The sequence below is a fragment of the Methylobacterium sp. C33D genome, assembly GCF_053345825.1.
This window is the reverse complement of the sequence record NZ_JBKFAV010000003.1, coordinates 190,002-206,605: the sequence shown is the minus strand read 5'-3', so window position 1 is coordinate 206,605 and position 16,604 is coordinate 190,002. Positions and strand designations below refer to the sequence as shown.

At 68.8% G+C, this 16,604-nt stretch carries 14 protein-coding genes; 5 read left to right on the top strand and 9 right to left on the bottom strand.

The annotated features are described in order from the left end of the window. Positions 1 to 1,419: 1,419 nt before the first annotated feature. The 4 genes from ACLBXO_RS03490 to ACLBXO_RS03475 all read right to left on the bottom strand — a co-directional run bounded on the left by ACLBXO_RS03490 (position 1,420) and on the right by ACLBXO_RS03475 (position 7,787). Positions 1,420 to 2,838, bottom strand: coding sequence for an FAD-binding oxidoreductase (locus tag ACLBXO_RS03490; RefSeq protein WP_447684522.1), 1,419 nt, complete (start codon positions 2,836 to 2,838; stop codon positions 1,420 to 1,422). 823 nt (positions 2,839 to 3,661) lie between these two features. Continuing rightward, on the bottom strand, positions 3,662 to 4,648 hold the full coding sequence (locus ACLBXO_RS03485; RefSeq protein ID WP_447684521.1) for an NAD(P)H-binding protein: 987 nt from the start codon (positions 4,646 to 4,648) through the stop codon (positions 3,662 to 3,664). Positions 4,649 to 4,980: 332 nt separating this feature from the next. Continuing rightward, a complete protein-coding gene (locus tag ACLBXO_RS03480; protein ID WP_447684520.1) occupies positions 4,981 to 7,008 on the bottom strand; it encodes a PAS domain-containing protein in 2,028 nt (675 codons plus the stop codon). Positions 7,009 to 7,043: 35 nt separating this feature from the next. Then, positions 7,044 to 7,787 (bottom strand): PAS domain-containing protein, encoded by a 744-nt coding sequence (locus ACLBXO_RS03475; RefSeq protein WP_447684519.1) that lies wholly within the window; start codon positions 7,785 to 7,787, stop codon positions 7,044 to 7,046. A gap of 496 nt (positions 7,788 to 8,283) precedes the next feature. Here ACLBXO_RS03475 and ACLBXO_RS03470 point away from each other — a divergent pair, with 496 nt between their 5' ends. The 5 genes from ACLBXO_RS03470 to ACLBXO_RS03450 all read left to right on the top strand — a co-directional run bounded on the left by ACLBXO_RS03470 (position 8,284) and on the right by ACLBXO_RS03450 (position 11,275). Then, positions 8,284 to 8,667, top strand: coding sequence for a COG4315 family predicted lipoprotein (locus tag ACLBXO_RS03470; RefSeq protein ID WP_447684518.1), 384 nt, complete (start codon positions 8,284 to 8,286; stop codon positions 8,665 to 8,667). Between the two features lie 43 nt (positions 8,668 to 8,710). After that, a complete protein-coding gene (locus ACLBXO_RS03465; protein ID WP_063111203.1) occupies positions 8,711 to 9,220 on the top strand; it encodes an RNA polymerase sigma factor in 510 nt (169 codons plus the stop codon). Next, positions 9,217 to 10,020 carry an anti-sigma factor family protein gene (locus ACLBXO_RS03460; protein ID WP_447684517.1) on the top strand — a complete coding sequence of 268 codons (804 nt, stop codon included), beginning with the start codon at positions 9,217 to 9,219 and terminating at the stop codon, positions 10,018 to 10,020. Before ACLBXO_RS03465 ends, ACLBXO_RS03460 begins: the two co-directional genes overlap by 4 nt. Then, positions 10,017 to 10,907 (top strand): LysR family transcriptional regulator, encoded by an 891-nt coding sequence (locus ACLBXO_RS03455; RefSeq protein ID WP_063111201.1) that lies wholly within the window; start codon positions 10,017 to 10,019, stop codon positions 10,905 to 10,907. The genes ACLBXO_RS03460 and ACLBXO_RS03455 overlap by 4 nt, the downstream gene beginning before the upstream one ends. Positions 10,908 to 10,969: 62 nt before the next feature. After that, entirely contained in the window at positions 10,970 to 11,275 is a 306-nt protein-coding gene (locus tag ACLBXO_RS03450; protein WP_447684516.1) for a DUF202 domain-containing protein, read from the top strand. Positions 11,276 to 11,278: 3 nt separating this feature from the next. Here ACLBXO_RS03450 and ACLBXO_RS03445 read toward each other — a convergent pair whose 3' ends face one another. The 5 genes from ACLBXO_RS03445 to ACLBXO_RS03425 form a co-directional block, all read right to left on the bottom strand. Then, the gene (locus ACLBXO_RS03445) at positions 11,279 to 12,364 is read right to left on the bottom strand and encodes a molybdopterin-dependent oxidoreductase (protein WP_447684515.1); all 1,086 of its coding nucleotides are present in this window, start codon (positions 12,362 to 12,364) and stop codon (positions 11,279 to 11,281) included. Between the two features lie 78 nt (positions 12,365 to 12,442). After that, a complete protein-coding gene (locus ACLBXO_RS03440; protein WP_447684514.1) occupies positions 12,443 to 13,426 on the bottom strand; it encodes a beta-propeller fold lactonase family protein in 984 nt (327 codons plus the stop codon). A 183-nt stretch (positions 13,427 to 13,609) separates the two neighbouring features. After that, on the bottom strand, positions 13,610 to 13,948 hold the full coding sequence (locus ACLBXO_RS03435) for a c-type cytochrome (protein WP_053622211.1): 339 nt from the start codon (positions 13,946 to 13,948) through the stop codon (positions 13,610 to 13,612). 11 nt (positions 13,949 to 13,959) lie between these two features. Next, a complete protein-coding gene (locus ACLBXO_RS03430; protein ID WP_053622210.1) occupies positions 13,960 to 15,183 on the bottom strand; it encodes a molybdopterin-dependent oxidoreductase in 1,224 nt (407 codons plus the stop codon). Between the two features lie 191 nt (positions 15,184 to 15,374). Beyond that, complete coding sequence (locus ACLBXO_RS03425; RefSeq protein WP_447684513.1) at positions 15,375 to 16,577, bottom strand: adenylate/guanylate cyclase domain-containing protein; 1,203 nt, start codon at positions 16,575 to 16,577, stop codon at positions 15,375 to 15,377. Positions 16,578 to 16,604 lie beyond the last annotated feature (27 nt).

Below are 16,604 nucleotides of genomic sequence, written 5' to 3'. Positions count from 1 at the left end.
TACTCGGACGCGGCGGCCGTGAAGCCCACCGACCGCTGCACCTCCGCTCCGGGGCCGGCGAGGCACGGCACGCCCTCGACCGCGAGGGCGAGGGCGACGTCGGGATCGTTGCACAGGATCTGTGTCGCCGCGACCCGGTGACCGAGACTGTACAGGGTCCGTGCGTAGAGACGCAGATTGCATCCCTTGTCGGTCAGGGTCCCGCCGATGGTGACGCCGAATCCCGGGCCGGCCCCGCCGGCGCTGGCGCTGCCGAGGCAGCTCTCGATCCCGGCCGCCGCGAGCCCCGGCGCCCACACGCCGGGCGTGTTCCGGCCGCTGCCGCTGCCGCCGATGTTCACCGAACTCGACGAGCCCGCCGCTGCGGCAGCGCCCAGGACGTTGTTGCTGCCGTTTCCGTTTCCGTTGCCGTTGCCGGCGCCCGAATTGCCGGTCCCGTTGCCGAGGCCGGACTGTGCCTGCGCACCCGTGACCGCGAGGCCGGCGGCGAGGACGAGAGTAGCGATGACCGAACGACGCACGCGCAATCCCTCCCTGGCGATGAGCGGTGCAACCCAAACGGATGGGCAGTATCTTTCGGAGGCCCGTTCATCTGGTCAATGCCCGCTGCGTGCCGGACGAACGGTAGCAACCGGAATACTCACCGATAGCTGATGAATTTCGTCACGTGCGGCAAAAATGGTGCGCTCGACCCGCAGCTCCGGGCCTCCGTTGCACCGACCGCGACGGCGATTGCTGGGCCGGCTCGATGTTCTGAGCAATCCGGCGTTGTATAGTTCCGCTGATCGGGAGGAAGGTCACGAACCGCCTGTTGATCGACGTCGTTGCCGATCGGACGAGCGTCGATGTTCCGACGTCATCTGACCCGAAGTCCTGATCCGCAGACGACGCCGTTCGAGAATGTCGCCCCGATTCTCCGATCCGGGCCGCGGCGCCCGACCTGTTCTCTGACCAACACAGCGCTCGCGCGGGCGGAGGAAATCACGCGGGTCAACGGGACGCACGCTTCCGACGAAACCCAGCGGCCGCGAGCGCGGATCTCGCGCACAAGGATCTCGTGGCTCTCACGATCGCCGTCGCGGCGATGAACGCGTTCAAGCGGCTCGGAGCGCCGGTCCGGCGTCCGGTCGCGATGAGGACCTGAGGCCCGTCTCGGTACGGTCCTAGCGGGAGCCACGGCGCCTTCCCGAGTCTCCGACCGGTCGGCTCAGACCGGATCGCCCCACGCTCTCCCGGCATCACCTCGCGCGTTCCGTGCCGACGGCGCAGCACGGTTCGGCGTCCCGGATGCCCCGGGCGCGCATTCCGCGTTCCGCCCCCGTCCGAGCGGCGCTGCCCGAAACCGGTCTCGCCGGCGCCAGCGTTCGGGACGAGCCGACCGCGTGGCCGACGCGTCTGGCGGTGCGCCCGGCGCCGCCGTCAGGTCATCGCGCCCGCATTCATCAACCCGGTCGGATCGACCGCCCGCTTGAGAGTGGCGAGCAGGTCCAGGCGGACCGGGTCGCCGTAGCGGCCGAGCAGGTCGCGCTTGAAGCGGCCGATGCCGTACTCGGCACTGAAGCTGCCGCCGAGGTCGATCGCGACCGCGTAGATCGCGTGGGCGATGCCCTCCTCGACCTCTCTCGTGAAGTCGATCCGGTCGCGTCCCCCCGGCACCAGCAGATTGAAGTGGATGTTGCCGTCACCGACATGGCCGTAGAACGACAGCCGCGTGCCCGGCGCCTGCTCGGCCACCACCGCGCCCGCTCGCTCCAGAAAGTCCGAGACAGCCGAGGTCGGGACCGCGATGTCGAGCTTCACCGAGCCGCCCGCGTGCTTCTCGGCCTCCGGGATCGTCTCGCGGATGGTCCACATCTCGCGCCGCTGCCGCTCCGACTGGGCCAGCACCGCGTCCTCGACGTGGCCGGCCTCCATCAGCGCCTCCAGCGTGCCCAGGAGGATCTCGGTGAGGGGAATGCGCTGCGCGGATGCGGAGAGTTCGAGCAGCACCGCCCCGCCGGGTCCGGCCGCGAGCCCGAGATCGGCGCCGCGCATGTCGGCGACGAGACCCAGCGACGAGGCCGAGATCAGCTCGAAGGTCGAGGCAAGATCGGCGGTCTCGCGCCGGATCAGGGCGGCGATGTCGGGGATCGGCGCGCGCGCCGCGAGCTGCAGCCAAGCGGTGGCGCGCTGCGTCTGCGCCGGCCAGAGCTTGAGCACCACGCCGGTGATGATGCCGAGGGTGCCCTCGGCGCCGATGAAGAGCTGCTTGAGATCGTAACCGATGTTGTTCTTGCGCAGCGTCCTCATGTCGGAGAACAGCGATCCGTCCGGCAGGACGACCTCCAGGCCGAGCACGAGGTCGCGCGTCATGCCGTAGCGCAGCACCTGCAGCCCGCCCGCATTGGTGCCGACATTGCCGCCGAGGCGGCAGCTCCCCTCGGCGCCGAGGCTGAGCGGCAGCAGGCAGCCGCTCGCCTCCGCGGCCGCCTGTGCGTCGGCGAGGATGGTGCCGGCATCGCAGGCGAGGGTGAACCCCGTCGCATCGACGGATCGGACACGGTTCATCCGCTCGAGCGAGACGACGAGTTGCCGGCGACCAGGCTCCGGTGTCGCGCCCCCGACATAACTGGTGTTGCCACCCTGGGGCACCAGACCGAAGCCGCTGCGTGCCGCGAGGCGGACGATCTCCTGGACCTCCCCGGACGAGCGCGGGCGCAGGACGCCCGGCGTCTCCCCCCGCATCAGCGAGCGCTGATCGTGGGTGTAGCGGGTCAAGCTGGCAGCGTCGGTGACGAGCCCGCCCTCGTCCAGCAGGTCGCGAAAGGCGGACAGATCGGGGGGCGGTGCGGATGACATCCGAGGTCGCTCGGTGCGTGACGGGGGGCGATGCTGGCGGCGGACGCCGTCGCGTCAGTGCCGAAGCGCGCCGGCACTCTATCCGGACGCCTCGACACGGCAAGAGCGTCGATACGGCCCCGGCGCCGCCCCCGGCCGCGAGCGCCACGCCGGCTGGATGGTCGGGCCGGGCTTCGGCGCCGTCGACGCGCAGGTCGTGGCGAACGTCGTGGCGAACGTCGTGGCGGCCGAGGCCATACGGGGCGACGGGCACCACGTCGAGGAAGCGCGCATCCCGGTGCTGGAGCGCGACGTCGCCCGCGACGCGTTCGACAGGCTCCACGTCACGGCCATGAGGCCGGCCTGCCGCGAGGCGACGTCCGGGCGCGAGGCCGAGATGTCCAGGATGGCCAAGACCACGCTGTCGCTGCCCGGCACCTCGACGAAGGACTACGTCGCGGCGGAGCAGGCGGCGGAGCGGCTTCGCGGCCTACCCCCGGGAGTTCGCCGCTCTCCTGACCCCGGTCCTGCCCGTCCCGGCGCACAAGCACGGCATCGAAAAGATGGGCAACTGGTAGCGCTGGCTGGCGGAGGCGTCCCTCCTGCGCGCGACCGCGGTGCCGGAGGGCGTGAGCCCGGTCCGCGGACTGCACCAGAGCCTCTGACGGGTGTGACCGGGGCCGGAATCTGTCCAGTCTCTGAGCGATCTTCGTACGGCGGCTGGTTATGACGCGGTCGGTTCTGCGCACCTTGACGATCCGGCGTGACGCAGTCTGGCCGCGAGCGGCCGGCCTGCTTCGGAGCGTGGCCGCTGGAGAGGCGGACATGCTGCCATCGCGCATCGTCAGAACACGGCGTGGTCGCCACGCTCGGCGACTGCCTCACCCCGGACCACGCGCGCGTAGTAGTCGAACAGCGTCTCCGTGCCCGTCGACGGAGTGGCTTGCGCATCGTATCGCCCGGTCGCTGGGTCCAGAACGAGCATGGACTCCGTCGCGTAGTAGCGCCCGATCCGCGCGAGTTCGGCCTTGGCGGTGAGAGGCGGCACCCATCGACCCATCATCGCCAGAACGGCGACGATCACGTCCAGCAGCACGACCGGAACGTGCGTGAAGCGCGGTTCGCGTCCCAGAAGGGCGAAGAGCCGCTCGCCCTGCGCGCGCGGCGTGATCGCCTCGCCCGGGCCGCCGATCGGCAGAACGCGATTGCGGCGGTCCCCATCGTCGAGGCAGTCGGCCAGATAGCGGCCAAGGTCGTCGTCGCTGATCGGCTTGCAGGCCGTTAAGGTGCCATCTCCGAACACCAGGAATGGCCTGCCGCGTTTCACGCGGTCGATCTGCCCCGAGAGCGATTTGAAGAAGGCGGTGGGCCGGACGATCGTGTAGTCGAGCCCCGACGCGATCAGCTCGGTCTCGAAGGCGCGCTTGGCGTGCTGGAAGGCGAGGATCGGCTTCTGGACGCAGATCGCCGACAGAAGCACGACATGCGTCACGCCGGCCGTCCGCGCCGCCTGCAAGGCCTTGACCTGCGCACCGTAATCGATCGCCCAAGCATCGTCGGGCAGCCCCGTGCGCGCGGCGAGGCACGACAGCAGAACGTCGAAGCGTTCGCCGCGGACACCGTCGCGCGCCAGCGATATCGGATCGGTCAGATCCACGATCCGCGCGGTAGCGCCGGCGGGGATGGCGTTTTCGGCAGGGCGCCTGACGAGGCAGATGACCTCGTGACCGCGCGACAGCAGCGCCCGAACCGTCGCCCGGCCGATCGTGCCGGTCGCCCCCAGAAGGAGGACACGGCGCGGCCCCACACCGTACGGTCGATCCGCAGTCATGATCGCTTCATCCCGACGTTCAACCATCTCGGCGCGACGGTGACGCTCGCGCCGCCCCCGTCGAACGGCAAAAGGACGTTACGACGGAACCCGAGGGATGAGCATCGTCGATGCGGACCTTCGGTGGCGCAAGACCGCCTGTCCGCTTGCGACCCAACACGGTCGTTCACGCGCGGCTATGGACCTCCCATAAGCGGACACGGCCGTGGACGCGAAGAAGCTCGATGTGCGGGTCTCCGTGATCGCTTCCTCGAGCCGAGCAATCAGAGCGGGTACGCCTACGAGGTCGGCTCATGACAGTCTCCCGCTTGTCGTCTCCGAAGCCGGCAGGTTCAAGCTTCGGCGATGAGATCCTTGATGCGGGTGGCGAGGGTTTCCAGCACGAATGGCTTGGTCAGGACCTGCATGCCGGGTCGCAGATAGCCGTTCCCGAGCACAGCATTCTCGGCGTAGCCGGTGATGAAAAGTACCTTCAAGTCCGGCCGCCGCTCGCGGCCGGCATCGGCCATCTGGCGCCCGTTCATGCCGCCCGGCAGACCGACGTCGGTCACAAGCAGGTCGATGCGCACGTCCGACTGAAGCACTTTGAGGCCGGCGACGCTGTCGGCCGCCTCGATGGCGGTGTAGCCGAGATCCTCCAGCACCTCGGTGACCAGCATGCGCACCGATGGCTCGTCGTCGACGATCAGCACCGTCTCGCCCTGACCGGCCTGCCCCACCTCGGCGAGCTTGCGTGCGACCTCATCCTCGTCGGCCTCGCCGTAGTGGCGCGGCAGGTAGAGGCAGACGGTCGTGCCCTCGCCGACCTCGGAATAGATCCGCACCTGCCCGCCGGACTGCTTGGCGAAGCCGTAGACCATGGACAATCCGAGGCCCGTGCCCTCACCGGTAGGCTTCGTTGTGAAGAACGGTTCGAACACCTTGCCGATTAGGTCCGGGGCCATGCCGGTGCCGGTGTCGGTCACGCACACGCCGAGGTACTGGCCGGGGGCGAGGTCGTGCTGGCGGCCGCCGGCCTCGTCGATCCACCTGTTGGCGGTTTCGATGGTGATGCGGCCGCCGTCCGGCATCGCGTCCCGGGCGTTGATGCAGAGGTTGAGCAGCGCGTTCTCAAGCTGGCCCGGGTCGATCAGCGCCGGCCACAGCCCCGCGAGGCCGACGACCTCCAGGTGGACGGCAGGGCCGACTGTACGCCGGACCAACTCCTCCATGTCCCGGACCAGGCGGTTCACGTTGGTTGGCTTGGGGTCGAGGGTCTGGCGGCGGGAAAAGGCGAGCAGGCGGTGGGTCAGGGCGGCGGCGCGCTTGGCCGCCCCTTGGGCGACGCTCATGTAGCGGTCGAGGTCGCCCATGCGGCCCTGCGACATGCGGGTCTGCATCAGTTCCAGCGAACCCGAGATTCCCGCGAGCAGGTTGTTGAAATCATGTGCCAGGCCGCCGGTCAGTTGGCCGACCGCCTCCATCTTCTGCGACTGCCGCAGGGCCTCCTCCGTTTTCGCGAGGGCCTCGGCCTGCAGCTTGATGCCGGTCACGTCGCGCACGGACGAGTAGATCAGGCCGGCGCGCGGCACGGCGTTCCAGGACAACCAGACGTAATCGCCGTCCTTGCGGCGATAGCGGTTCTCGAACGTGAGTTGGGCCTCCCCGCGCGATAGCCCCCCCGCGGCCGCCGCCGTCGTCGCGACGTCGTCGGGGTGGACGAAGTCGAGGAACGGTCGCGCCTTCATCTCGGCGTCAGTCCACCCGAGGGTCTGCGACCAGGCCGGGTTGAGACCGACGAAGTAGCCGTCGAGGTTGGCCACGCAGAGCAGGTCGGATGACGCCTGCCAGATCTGGTCGCGCTCGGCGGTGCGGGCTGCGACCTGGCGGGCGAGGTCGACCTCCGTCTGCGCCCGGGCGGTCACATCCTGTACGAAGACGTGAAAGCCGTCGACGGCGCCCTTGTCGTCCCGGCGGGGCAGGTAGCGGATCTCGGCGACGCGGTGCCGCCCGTCGCGATGCGGCCAGTCCGTCTCGAACGTGACGGGCTCGCCCCCGAGCGCACGGTCAATGTAGGGCCGCCGCACGGCGTAGCCCGCCGGCCCCAGGAGCTCGCGGACATCGCGCCCAACGACCTCGGCAGGTGAAATGAAAAACCAGTCCCGGTACGCATCGTTGGCGAAACGGTAGACGTGGCCCGCGTCGATGAACGCGATCAGCACGGGCAGCGCATCGGCGATCAGCCGTAGCTCGCGCGCGCTGTCCTCCGCCCGCAATTCGGCGTTCCTGCGCGCGGTGATGTCGTTGAAGAAGACCGCGACGCGGTGATCGCGCGGATCCCCGACCCGGTACGCGCGCACGTCGAACCAGCGCCCGAACACGGCGGCGTAGTTCTCGAAATGGGCGCGCTCCCCGGTCAGGGCGACGCGGCCGTAGCGGTCGAACCAATGCCGTTCGAGGTCGGGCGCGAACGAGCTGACCCACTGGCCGGCGACGTCGGCGCCGGTCTGCCGCGCGAAGGCCGGATTGGCCTTTCGATCAGGTAGTCGACCGCCCTCCCGTCCGCGTCGAACCGCATCCTGAGGATGCAGAACCCGACCTCGACCGTCTCGAACAGCGTCCGGTAACGGGCCTCGCTCTTCTGCAGCGCTGCCTCGGCCAGGCGGCGGTCGTGGATGTCCTCGACGACCCCGTACCAAGCCACGATCCCGCCGGCCGCGTCGCGGCGGGGCTGCGCCCTGGCCCGCATCCAGCGGTATTCGCCGGTCGCCGCGATGTTGATGCGGTAGTCCACGTCCACCGGATCGCCGGAGGCTAGGCAACGGGAGAACACGGCCACCGTGTGCGGGACGTCGTCCGGATGCAGGGCCTTGATCCAGCCGGACCCGTCGGGTTCGCCCGGGGCCTGTCCCGTCAGTTCGAGCCAGCGGTTCGAGTACGACGTGATGTTGCCGGCCGGGTCGCAGGTCCACGGCACCTGCGGGTTCAACTCGACCGTATGCCGCAAATGGTCTTCGCTCTCGCGGAGCTTCGCCTCGTTCTCCCTCAGCGCCGTCCACCGGAACGCCTCTCCTTCCGCCTCCGAGAGCCGCGACCGCAGGCGTATGACTTCCGCCTCAAGCTCGTTCCGCGACAACGCCGTGATGTCGAACCCAACCAAAGCCCACGTCTCGCGATTGGTCGAGGTCTCGCCTCGACATCGTGTATCCCGGGGAGCCAAGCCAACCAGGCTCGACCGGTTCCGTCCATGAGCGCTCACGTTCCTGCCCGGCGAGGGTGCCGTTGACCGCGTCCCCCCGGCCGGAGCCGCGAGGCTCCGTTTGATCCGGCCGTGCGGTCCGCTTCCGTCGCCCGTCTCTCGGAAGCAGGCAGTCTCTGAACGACCTAAGCTGCAATTCCGCCTCCGACCCAACCTCGCCGTAAGAGCAAGCCAACGTATCTCTCGAAAGCAGCCGTTGCAGACGATCTCGCCTTTCAAAACGGTGACCCCACCGCATTAGTCCTCTAACTGATCCTAAGTGACGGCCGTATGCCATGATTGAGACGAGTCGACGGTCACGCTGGCGTGACCAATTTTTTCGTCTGTCAGCGGAATAGAAGGGCCCGTTCGACATCCCTCCCGATGCGGTCATGCTCGACCGCGGGAGACTTCACCCATGCGCAATCTGCTGATCCGCGCCGCCTTTGCGGCCATCGCCTTCTCCGCCGTGGCCGCTCAGGCCGCCGCGCCAGCCATGACGGCCCAGACCGCCAAGGGGCCGGCCCTGGTCGATGCCAAGAGCATGACCCTCTACACCTTCGACAAGGACATGGGCGGCAAGTCGATGTGCAACGGCCCGTGCGCCGCCAACTGGCCGGCCCTGATGGCCGCTTCCGGCTCGGCCGTCAGCGGTGACTGGACGAAAGTGACGTGGGACGACGGCACGATGCAGTGGGCCTACAAGGGCAAGCCGCTTTACACCTTCGCCAAGGACACCAAGCCGGGTGACATCACCGGCGACGGCTTCCTCAACGGCGCTTGGCACATCGCTAAGCCTTGATCGGTGAATGCATGGATCGGTTCTCTTTAACCGAGAAACGTCGTTGGACGACATCGCCTCCCTCATCGAACCGCAGATCCCGGCCCTGCGGCGCTACGCGGTCGCGCTTCTTCGGGATCGCGAAGCGGCGGACGACCTCGTCCAGGACACCCTGGAGCGGGCATTGTCCGCCTGGTCCGGGCGTCGCCGCGACGGCGACCTGCGGGCGTGGTTGTTCACGATCGAGCGCAACCTGTTCCTCGCCGCCGTCCGACGCCGGGGCCGGCGCGGCGCCGATCTCGGCGCGGAAGCGTTGGAGCAGGTGCCCGATCCGAGCGCCGACCCGGGGGCAGCTTTGGGAGCCCGTGACGTACTCTCCGGGCTCGACACCCTGCCCGAGGAGCAGCGCTCGGTGTTGCTCCTCGTGGCGGTGGAGGACCTGTCCTATGCCGAAGCGGCACAGGTGCTCGGGGTGCCGCTCGGCACGGTGATGTCGCGATTGAGCCGGGCGCGGACGCGGATGCGCGGATTTCTGGAGACGGGCCGGACAGGCCTGCTGAGGAGGGTTAAATGAGCGGGGATCCGCGCCCGGTCGGCGAGGACGACCTGCACGGCCTGATCGACGGCCGCCTTGAACCGGAGCGGCAGGCGCTGGTCGAGGCGTGGCTCGCGGGGAACCCCGCGCGTGGGGCTGAAGTCTCGACGGACCGAGTTCTGCGCGAGCGCCTGCGCGCCCGCCTCGCGCCGATCGCCGAGGAGGCGATCCCGGCGCGACTGCGGGTGGCTAACATCCGCTCGCGACACCTGTACCCTGGCGCACGCTGGTTCCCCATGGCGGCTGCGGCCGTGCTCTGCCTCGCGCTCGGCGGTGCCGGCGGCTGGGTCGGCCATGCCATGCACGGTGTGCCCGCGGCGGTGGCGGAGGCACCGGCGACGCAGGACGCGGTCGCAGCCTTCCGCACCTTCGTGGTCGAGGCAGTGCATCCGGTGGAGGTGCGCGCCGACGAGAAGCCCCACCTCGTGACGTGGCTCTCGAAGCGTCTCGGTCACGCGGTCGCGGCCCCCGACCTCTCGGCGCAGGGCTTCCGGCTGATGGGCGGGCGCCTGTTGCCGGCCGGCACCGAGCCCGCGGCGATGTTGATGTACGACGACGACCGCGGCACCCGGCTGACGCTCTACAGCCGCGTCGGTGACGGCGACGGCCGCACGCTCTTCCGCTTCGCCCGCGAGGGCGACATCGCTGCCTTCTCCTGGGTCGATGGTGGCATGTCCTACGTCGTCACCGGCCGCACCGACGAGGCCCGGCTGCTCTCCGTCGCGCAGGCGGTCGATGCGCACGTCCGCGGCCTCGCGCCGGATCGTCAGCAGCCATGACCCTCGATCAGCTTCGCATCTTCGTGGCGGTGGCCGAGCGACAGCACGTGACGCGGGCCGCCGAGGCGCTGAACCTCGTCCAGTCGGCGGTCAGCACGGCGATCGCCAACATCGAGGGGCGGCACGCGACGAAGCTGTTTCACCGGGTTGGCCGCGGGATCGAGCTGACCGAAGCAGGGCGCGTGTTCCTCGTCGAGGCCCGCGCCGTGCTCGCCCGGGCCGAGGCCGCCGAACTTGTGCTCGCCGACCTCAGCGGCATGCGACGCGGGACGCTGGCGCTCTACGCCAGCCAGACCATCGCTAGCGATTGGTTGCCGCGCCACCTCGTCGCCTTCCGCCGGGCCTACCCTGAGATCGCTATCCGGTTGGCGGTGGGCAACACCACCGACGCCGCCGACGCGGTGCGCGCGGGGCAGGCCGAACTCGGCTTCGTCGAGGGGGCGCTGGACGACCCGACGCTCGCAAGCACGACCATCGCCCAGGACAAACTCGTCCTCGTGGTCGCCCCAAACCATCCCTTCGCCGGGGCGGCTGCACTCGCACCCGAAGACCTCGCCGGGGCCGACTGGGTGCTGCGCGAAGCGGGATCGGGAACCCGCTCGGCCTTCGAGGCGACCCTGGGTGCGGCCGGCCTTGCCGCGGCCCAGCTCCGGGTCATGCTCGAACTGCCCTCGAACGAGGCAGTGCGCGCCGCCGTCGAGGCCGGGGGCGGGGCCGCCGTCCTGTCCGAGACCGTGGTCGCCGCAGCGCTTCGAACCGGGACCCTGGTGCGGGCGGCGTTCGACTTACCGAGCCGGCCGTTCCGGGTGCTGCGCCACAAGGAGCGCTACCGCAGCCGGGCCGCCGACGCGCTTCTCGACCTGATCGCGACGGCGAACATCAAATGAGCGAGCCCGCGAAACCAGTGCCCCCCGACGACCCGCGGGTGAGGCTCGCCGAGGACCGGACGGTGCTGGCAGCCGAGCGTACGTTCGTGGCGTGGCTTCGAACCGGGCTCGCCTTTCTGGGCGTCGGCTTGGCCGCGCAGCGCTTCCTGCGGGAGGTGCTGGCGGTCTGGCCGCTGAAGGTGCTGTCGCTCACGTTGATCGCCTGCGCGCTTGCCTCGTTCGCCGGCGCCGCATGGCGGGACCGGGCGATCCGGGCGCGTCTCGCCCATGCCGAGATCCCGATGATGCCGCGCATCCTCACCATCGGGATCTCGGCCTTGCTGATCGCGATCTCGGGCCTCGCAGCCACCGTCTTGCTCTGGGCGTGAGGGTCAGGCGACGGTCACCCGCACCCGGTGCCATGCGGCGCTGAGGTAGCCCTTGTAGTTCCAGGTGTCGTCCGGCGCCGCAGGCTGGGTCTGGCCGGCCGTATCCCAGGCCCGCACCGCAAGTTCGTGCTCGCCGGCCGTCAGCTCGCGCTCGATCTCCCAGAACGTCCACGCGTAGGGCGCGTCGACATCGCGCTCGATCCGGGCCTGCGCCCAGCTGCGGCCGCCATCCGTCGAGACGTCGACGCGGGCGACCGCGCGGTCGCTGGCGATGGCGTAGCCGCGGATCGCGTGCCGGCCGGCCTTCAATGCCGCGCCGCGGGCGGGCTCGCAGATCGCGCTGTTGAGCGGCATCGCCTCGATGGTGATGCCGCGGGCCGGGTCGGCGGTCTCGGCCGTCACGTCGGGCGGAAACAGCTTGTAGTCGTCGGCCTGCATCGGGTTGTCGGAGGGCCAGTCCTGCACCGTGATCCGGGCGAGCCATTTCGGGCTGCGGATACCGGCAAATCCCGGCACCACCACGCGCAACGGATGGCCGTGCTCGGGGGCGAGAGGCTCGCCGTTCATCGCGAAGGCAAGCAGCGTCTCGGGAGCCAGCGCCTTGGCGAGCGGGATCGAGGCGCCGAAGCGCGTGTCCGTGTCCGCGATCCGGTCGTGACTTTCGAAGGCGACGTGGCGCTCATCATCCGCATCGATGCCGGCCGCGCGCAGCACGTCGCCGAGCCGCACGCCGGTCCACTCCGCATTCCCGATGGCGCCGGGCGCCCACGGGTCGCCGGAGACCGGCGCCACGGCCAGCATGTCGGCCCGGCGGTTGCCGGCGCATTGCATCACCGCCGTGACGGTGACGGGCGCGAAGCGCGCCTTGAGTCCCGCGAGGGAGAGTTCGAGCGGCATGGCGACCATGCCATCCACTGTCAGGCGGTAGCTGTCGGCGTCGAGGTCCGGGATGTCGCCGTGGCTGCGGACATAGAAGTTGGCCTGGTCGGTGAGGAAGGCCGCGCGCAGGCGATCGAGCGGCGGCTCGGCATTGTAGGGCGCCTTGCCGTGGACGATGAGGCGGTCCTTGCGCTGGAACAGGCCGAGCATGGGGTCTTTGTCCTGCGTTCGTGACGTGTCGACGACGAGAACGCGCCGGGGGCGATAAGGCCCCCGACGCGAGTCGCCTCAGGGCTTCATCGTCGAGACGACCTCGTTCTTCGCGCGATCCACCACGGCGACGCTGAGATCGCGGTTGAGGACGTAGGCGTGGGCGTTGTCGGCCGAGAACGCGATCGCCTGGCGCGGCTCGTTCAGGCCGGTCACCGTGGCGACGACCTTGAGGCTGCCGGTGTCGATCACCGACAAGGAGTTGTCCTTGAGATTGCCCGAATAGACGAAGCGCCCGTCCGGGGTCAGCGCGGCACCGTAGGGGTCCTTGCCCACCGCGACCTCTGACGTGACCTTGCGGGCGGCGACATCGACCACGCCGATGGTGTTGCGGCCGCTGTTGGCGGCAAACAGCGTCTTGCCGTCCTTGGTGATCGAGATTGCGCGCAGCTTGTCGAACCCGGCGATCTCGCCTGTGATCTTGTTGGTGGCGGTGTCGACCAACGTGATCTTGTCGCCGAGGAAGTTCGTCACGAACACGGTCTTGCCGTCCGGCGACAGCTTCACGCCCTGGCGTGGCTGCGCGAAGCCGGGAATCACGGCGTCTGCCACCATAGTCTTGGTGTCGAACACGGTGAGCGTGCTCGTGGCCTCGTTGTTGACGTAGAGTTTGCCCCCGTCGGCCGAGAGCACCGTGCCGAACGCACCGGGGCCCGCGGCAAGAACGCCGGCTTCCTTGCCGGTGGCGGTCTCGTAAACCGTGATCCGGCCGGTGCCGCTGTCGGAGACGTAGAAGCGGGAGCCGTCGGGTGCGAACACGATGTTGCGCGGCGTGACGAAGCCGTCGAGACGGCGCAGCACCGTGCCCTTGGCGACGTCGTAGACGACGACGGCGCTCTCTTCGCTGTTCGATACAGCGGCGACGGTCCCGGCAGCGTTCAGCGCCAAGGCGTTGTTCTTAATCGCGCCGTCGAAACCAGCGGCGGACCCGGGCTGGCCCTGGGCGAGAAGCAAAGCAGCTCCGGCGAGGAAGGCGCGGAGACTGGTGCGGATATGGGTCATGAAGCGGGTCTCTCGGGCATGCGCGCTCGTTCGGCGGCCGGGGCCAGCCGCGCGGGCGGGTTCGAAATCGGATTGCGTCGTGCGGGACCGGTCCGGCCATGCATCGCCTTAAGGAGATGCCAGCGAGGGCGGTCTATTCCCCGAGGCCGGCGAAAAAACGCGGCGGCCTCGGGATTCGGGAGTTCAGGGGGTCGGCTTCAACGCCGTGAGGTAGTCGACGATGGTCTGCACGTCGGCCTGATCGACCGGAGCCTTGTAGACGTGAACCATTTTGTTCACGGTCTCGGTCCACTGCGTCTTCGTGAGCTTGGGCTGGGTCAACACCATCCCGGCCGAGTGGCAGGCGAGGCAGTTGTTGTTGACCGCCTCCGCCCCCGGCCCGTCGGGGAAGATCCGGCCGGACATCGGCATCTCGATCGATTGCGAGGTGAAGCGCATCGGCTCGGGAGCCGGGGCGGCGACCGCCACCAGGGGAAACAGTATAAGCGCGACGCTGAGTGCCGCAGAGCGGATCGGGGTCATGGCTGTTCTCCTCAAGCGGCCTGGAAGGACACGGTCTCGATACCGTTCTGCATGAAGCCAGCCCCGTTCCAGACCCGGTCCGTGGGCTGCGCGACGCCGTTGGTATTGGTGCAGCGGACCTTCACCGTGTGGGTGCCGGCGGCCAACGCCGGCAGGCTGCCCTCGAAGCGGCGGAAGCTGTAGGGGCCCTCGTCCGCGCCGAGCTGTGCTGGACGCCACGTCGCCCCGCCGTCTCCGGAGAACTCGACCGCCTTCACCCCACAATCGCCGCCGAAGGCGATGCCGCGTACGGCCAACGGCGTTCCGGCCGCGACCTTGGCGCCGTCCTGCAGATTGGTGACGAACGAGCGCGGTACCATCTTGTTGATCGGCACCGTCTTGAAGCCGGTCTGGCCGGGCTTGATGTTGGCGCCCGGGACGTCCGGGATACGATAGGCGGTCTTCATCCAGTACTGGTCGTCGGGCTTGTCCAGCACCTCGATGTCCGACAACATCTTGACCCAGTAGGTCGAGTACCAGCCCGGCACCACGAGGCGGAGGGGGAAGCCGTTGAGAAGCGGCAATTGCTCGCCGTTCATCGCGTAGGCGATCATCACCTCGCCATCGTTAGCGTGGTCGAGATCGAGCGACTTCTTGAAGTCCGGCGCGTCGTCCACGACCGGCTCGTCGAGACCGCTGAAGCGCACCTGTACGGCACCGGCCTTCACGCCGGCCTTTTCGAGCACGTCCTTGAGGCGCACCCCGGTCCAGCGGGCGTTGCCCATCGAGCCGTTCGCCCATTGTGCGCCGGGCACCCGCGGCTCGAACAACCCGCGGGAGTTGCCCGAGCATTGGTTGACCGCGGCGATCTCGAAGCGCGGCAGGCCGGCGATGGCATCGAGGGAGAGCGAGAGCTCCTTTTCGACATGACCGTGGACCTTCAGACGGAAGGTGCCGGCATCGACCTCGGTCGGGATCGAGGCCCAGTGCCAGCGCACGTAGAAGCGATCGTTGGGGGTGAACACGCCCTCGTCGAACACCGAAAACGGCGTCTCCAGCAGCGGAGGATGAGTACGCTGCAGGATCATCTCACCCTTGCCCGGAAAGGCGGTGGTCAGATCCCGCTCATCCGGGCCGCCTGGCAGTGGAAGCCTCACAGTGCTCTTGGCCCAGGCCGGCAGCGCGGCGCCGAGGCTGCCGAGCCCGAGCCCACCCAGCACGAGGCGGCGGTTCATTGGTCTGTCCAGTCCGTGCATGGTCTCTCCCCCTTGAAGAATGTCGGCATCGATGCGTTCGAGGGCACCAAGCCCGCCGCGGTATCTCGCGACCAGGGAGATGCTACGGGATGCGATTTATTCCCACTAACGGTCTTTCGTGATGCGAACGATCTCTCAAAGCGATGATTTGGAAATTTTCGATCTCCGCCCCGATCGTGCTTGATGCCGTTTCAACGTCGGGCCGCCGGTGCTTCAACTGCCGTGGTCCTGCGATGCCCGAACAGGGCGTGACGTTCGGCGAAACCACGCAGGGCGACGGTCCCGAGCGATTCGAGGGAATGCGCGAGGCCGTCGAGGAAGGTGTCGGTGGCGATGAGCGGCGTATCATATGTCTTGCACAGGCGCTCGACGCGGGCGAGCACATTCAGATCGCGGCCGATCGCCGTGAAATCGACCCGGTCGCCGCCGCCGATATTGCCGTAGGCGACTTCTCCGACATGAAGTGCGACACCGACCTCGAAGGCGGGTCTATGGCCGTCGCGCAAAGTCGCAAGCGCATCGAGTGCGGCCTCGGCGGCACGCAAGGCGGCACGGCGCGCTTCGGCCTCGTCGCGATCGGCATCGAACACGGCCAGTAGCCCGTCGCCGATATACTTAAGCACCTCGCCGCCTTCTTCCTCGACGGCTGGCACGATGGCGTCGAACATCCGGTTGAGGGAGGCCACGACACGGTCGGGGCTTTGCCGGTCGGACAGTTCGCCGAACCCACGCAGGTCGGTCAGCATCATCGCGGCCCGCATGAGGCGTACGTCGCCGCGCCGAACTGTGCCGGCCAGGATTTGCCGAGCCGGGTCGCGCCCGACATAGGCACTCAGGATTGCGCCGAGCATGTCGTCGAGCGCCTTGATCTCGAACAGCAGCGAGAACGGCTCGACCAGTGCCAGCAACGTGTCGATCTCGATCGGCGTGAATCCGCCCGGTCTCACTGTCGCCCAGGAGGCGGCACCCATTCGTCCACGCGCGGCGCGCAGCGGCGCGATGAGGTAGTCGGTCAGACCTTCGTTGCGAAGCTCGCCGAGCACGGGAAACGGCAGCGGCCCATCCCCGTCGAGACGGCATCGGAATGGGGTCCGCGTCTCGACCACGTGTTCGACGGTGTTGCCGTGGAAGGTCGGCGTTGTCTCGATGCCGTGGCGGCGACGCAGGGCTAGGCTCGACGTTCCTGGATGCCAGACGCGCATCACCCACCGGAACGACGGATGCAGGGTCGGCGCGTGGGTGGTGGCGCGGGCCAGCGGCAGGCCGAGCCCCGAGAGGCACGCACTGAACCCATCAAGAAGGGCTGCCGCGTCCACCGCTTCGCGACCCGGCCCCATCAACCATCCCGTCGCCTGCGCGACTGCCTCGGATGAAGATTGGGACGAACGTGTCACGGCAATTCTTCCATCAAGGGTTCGGAT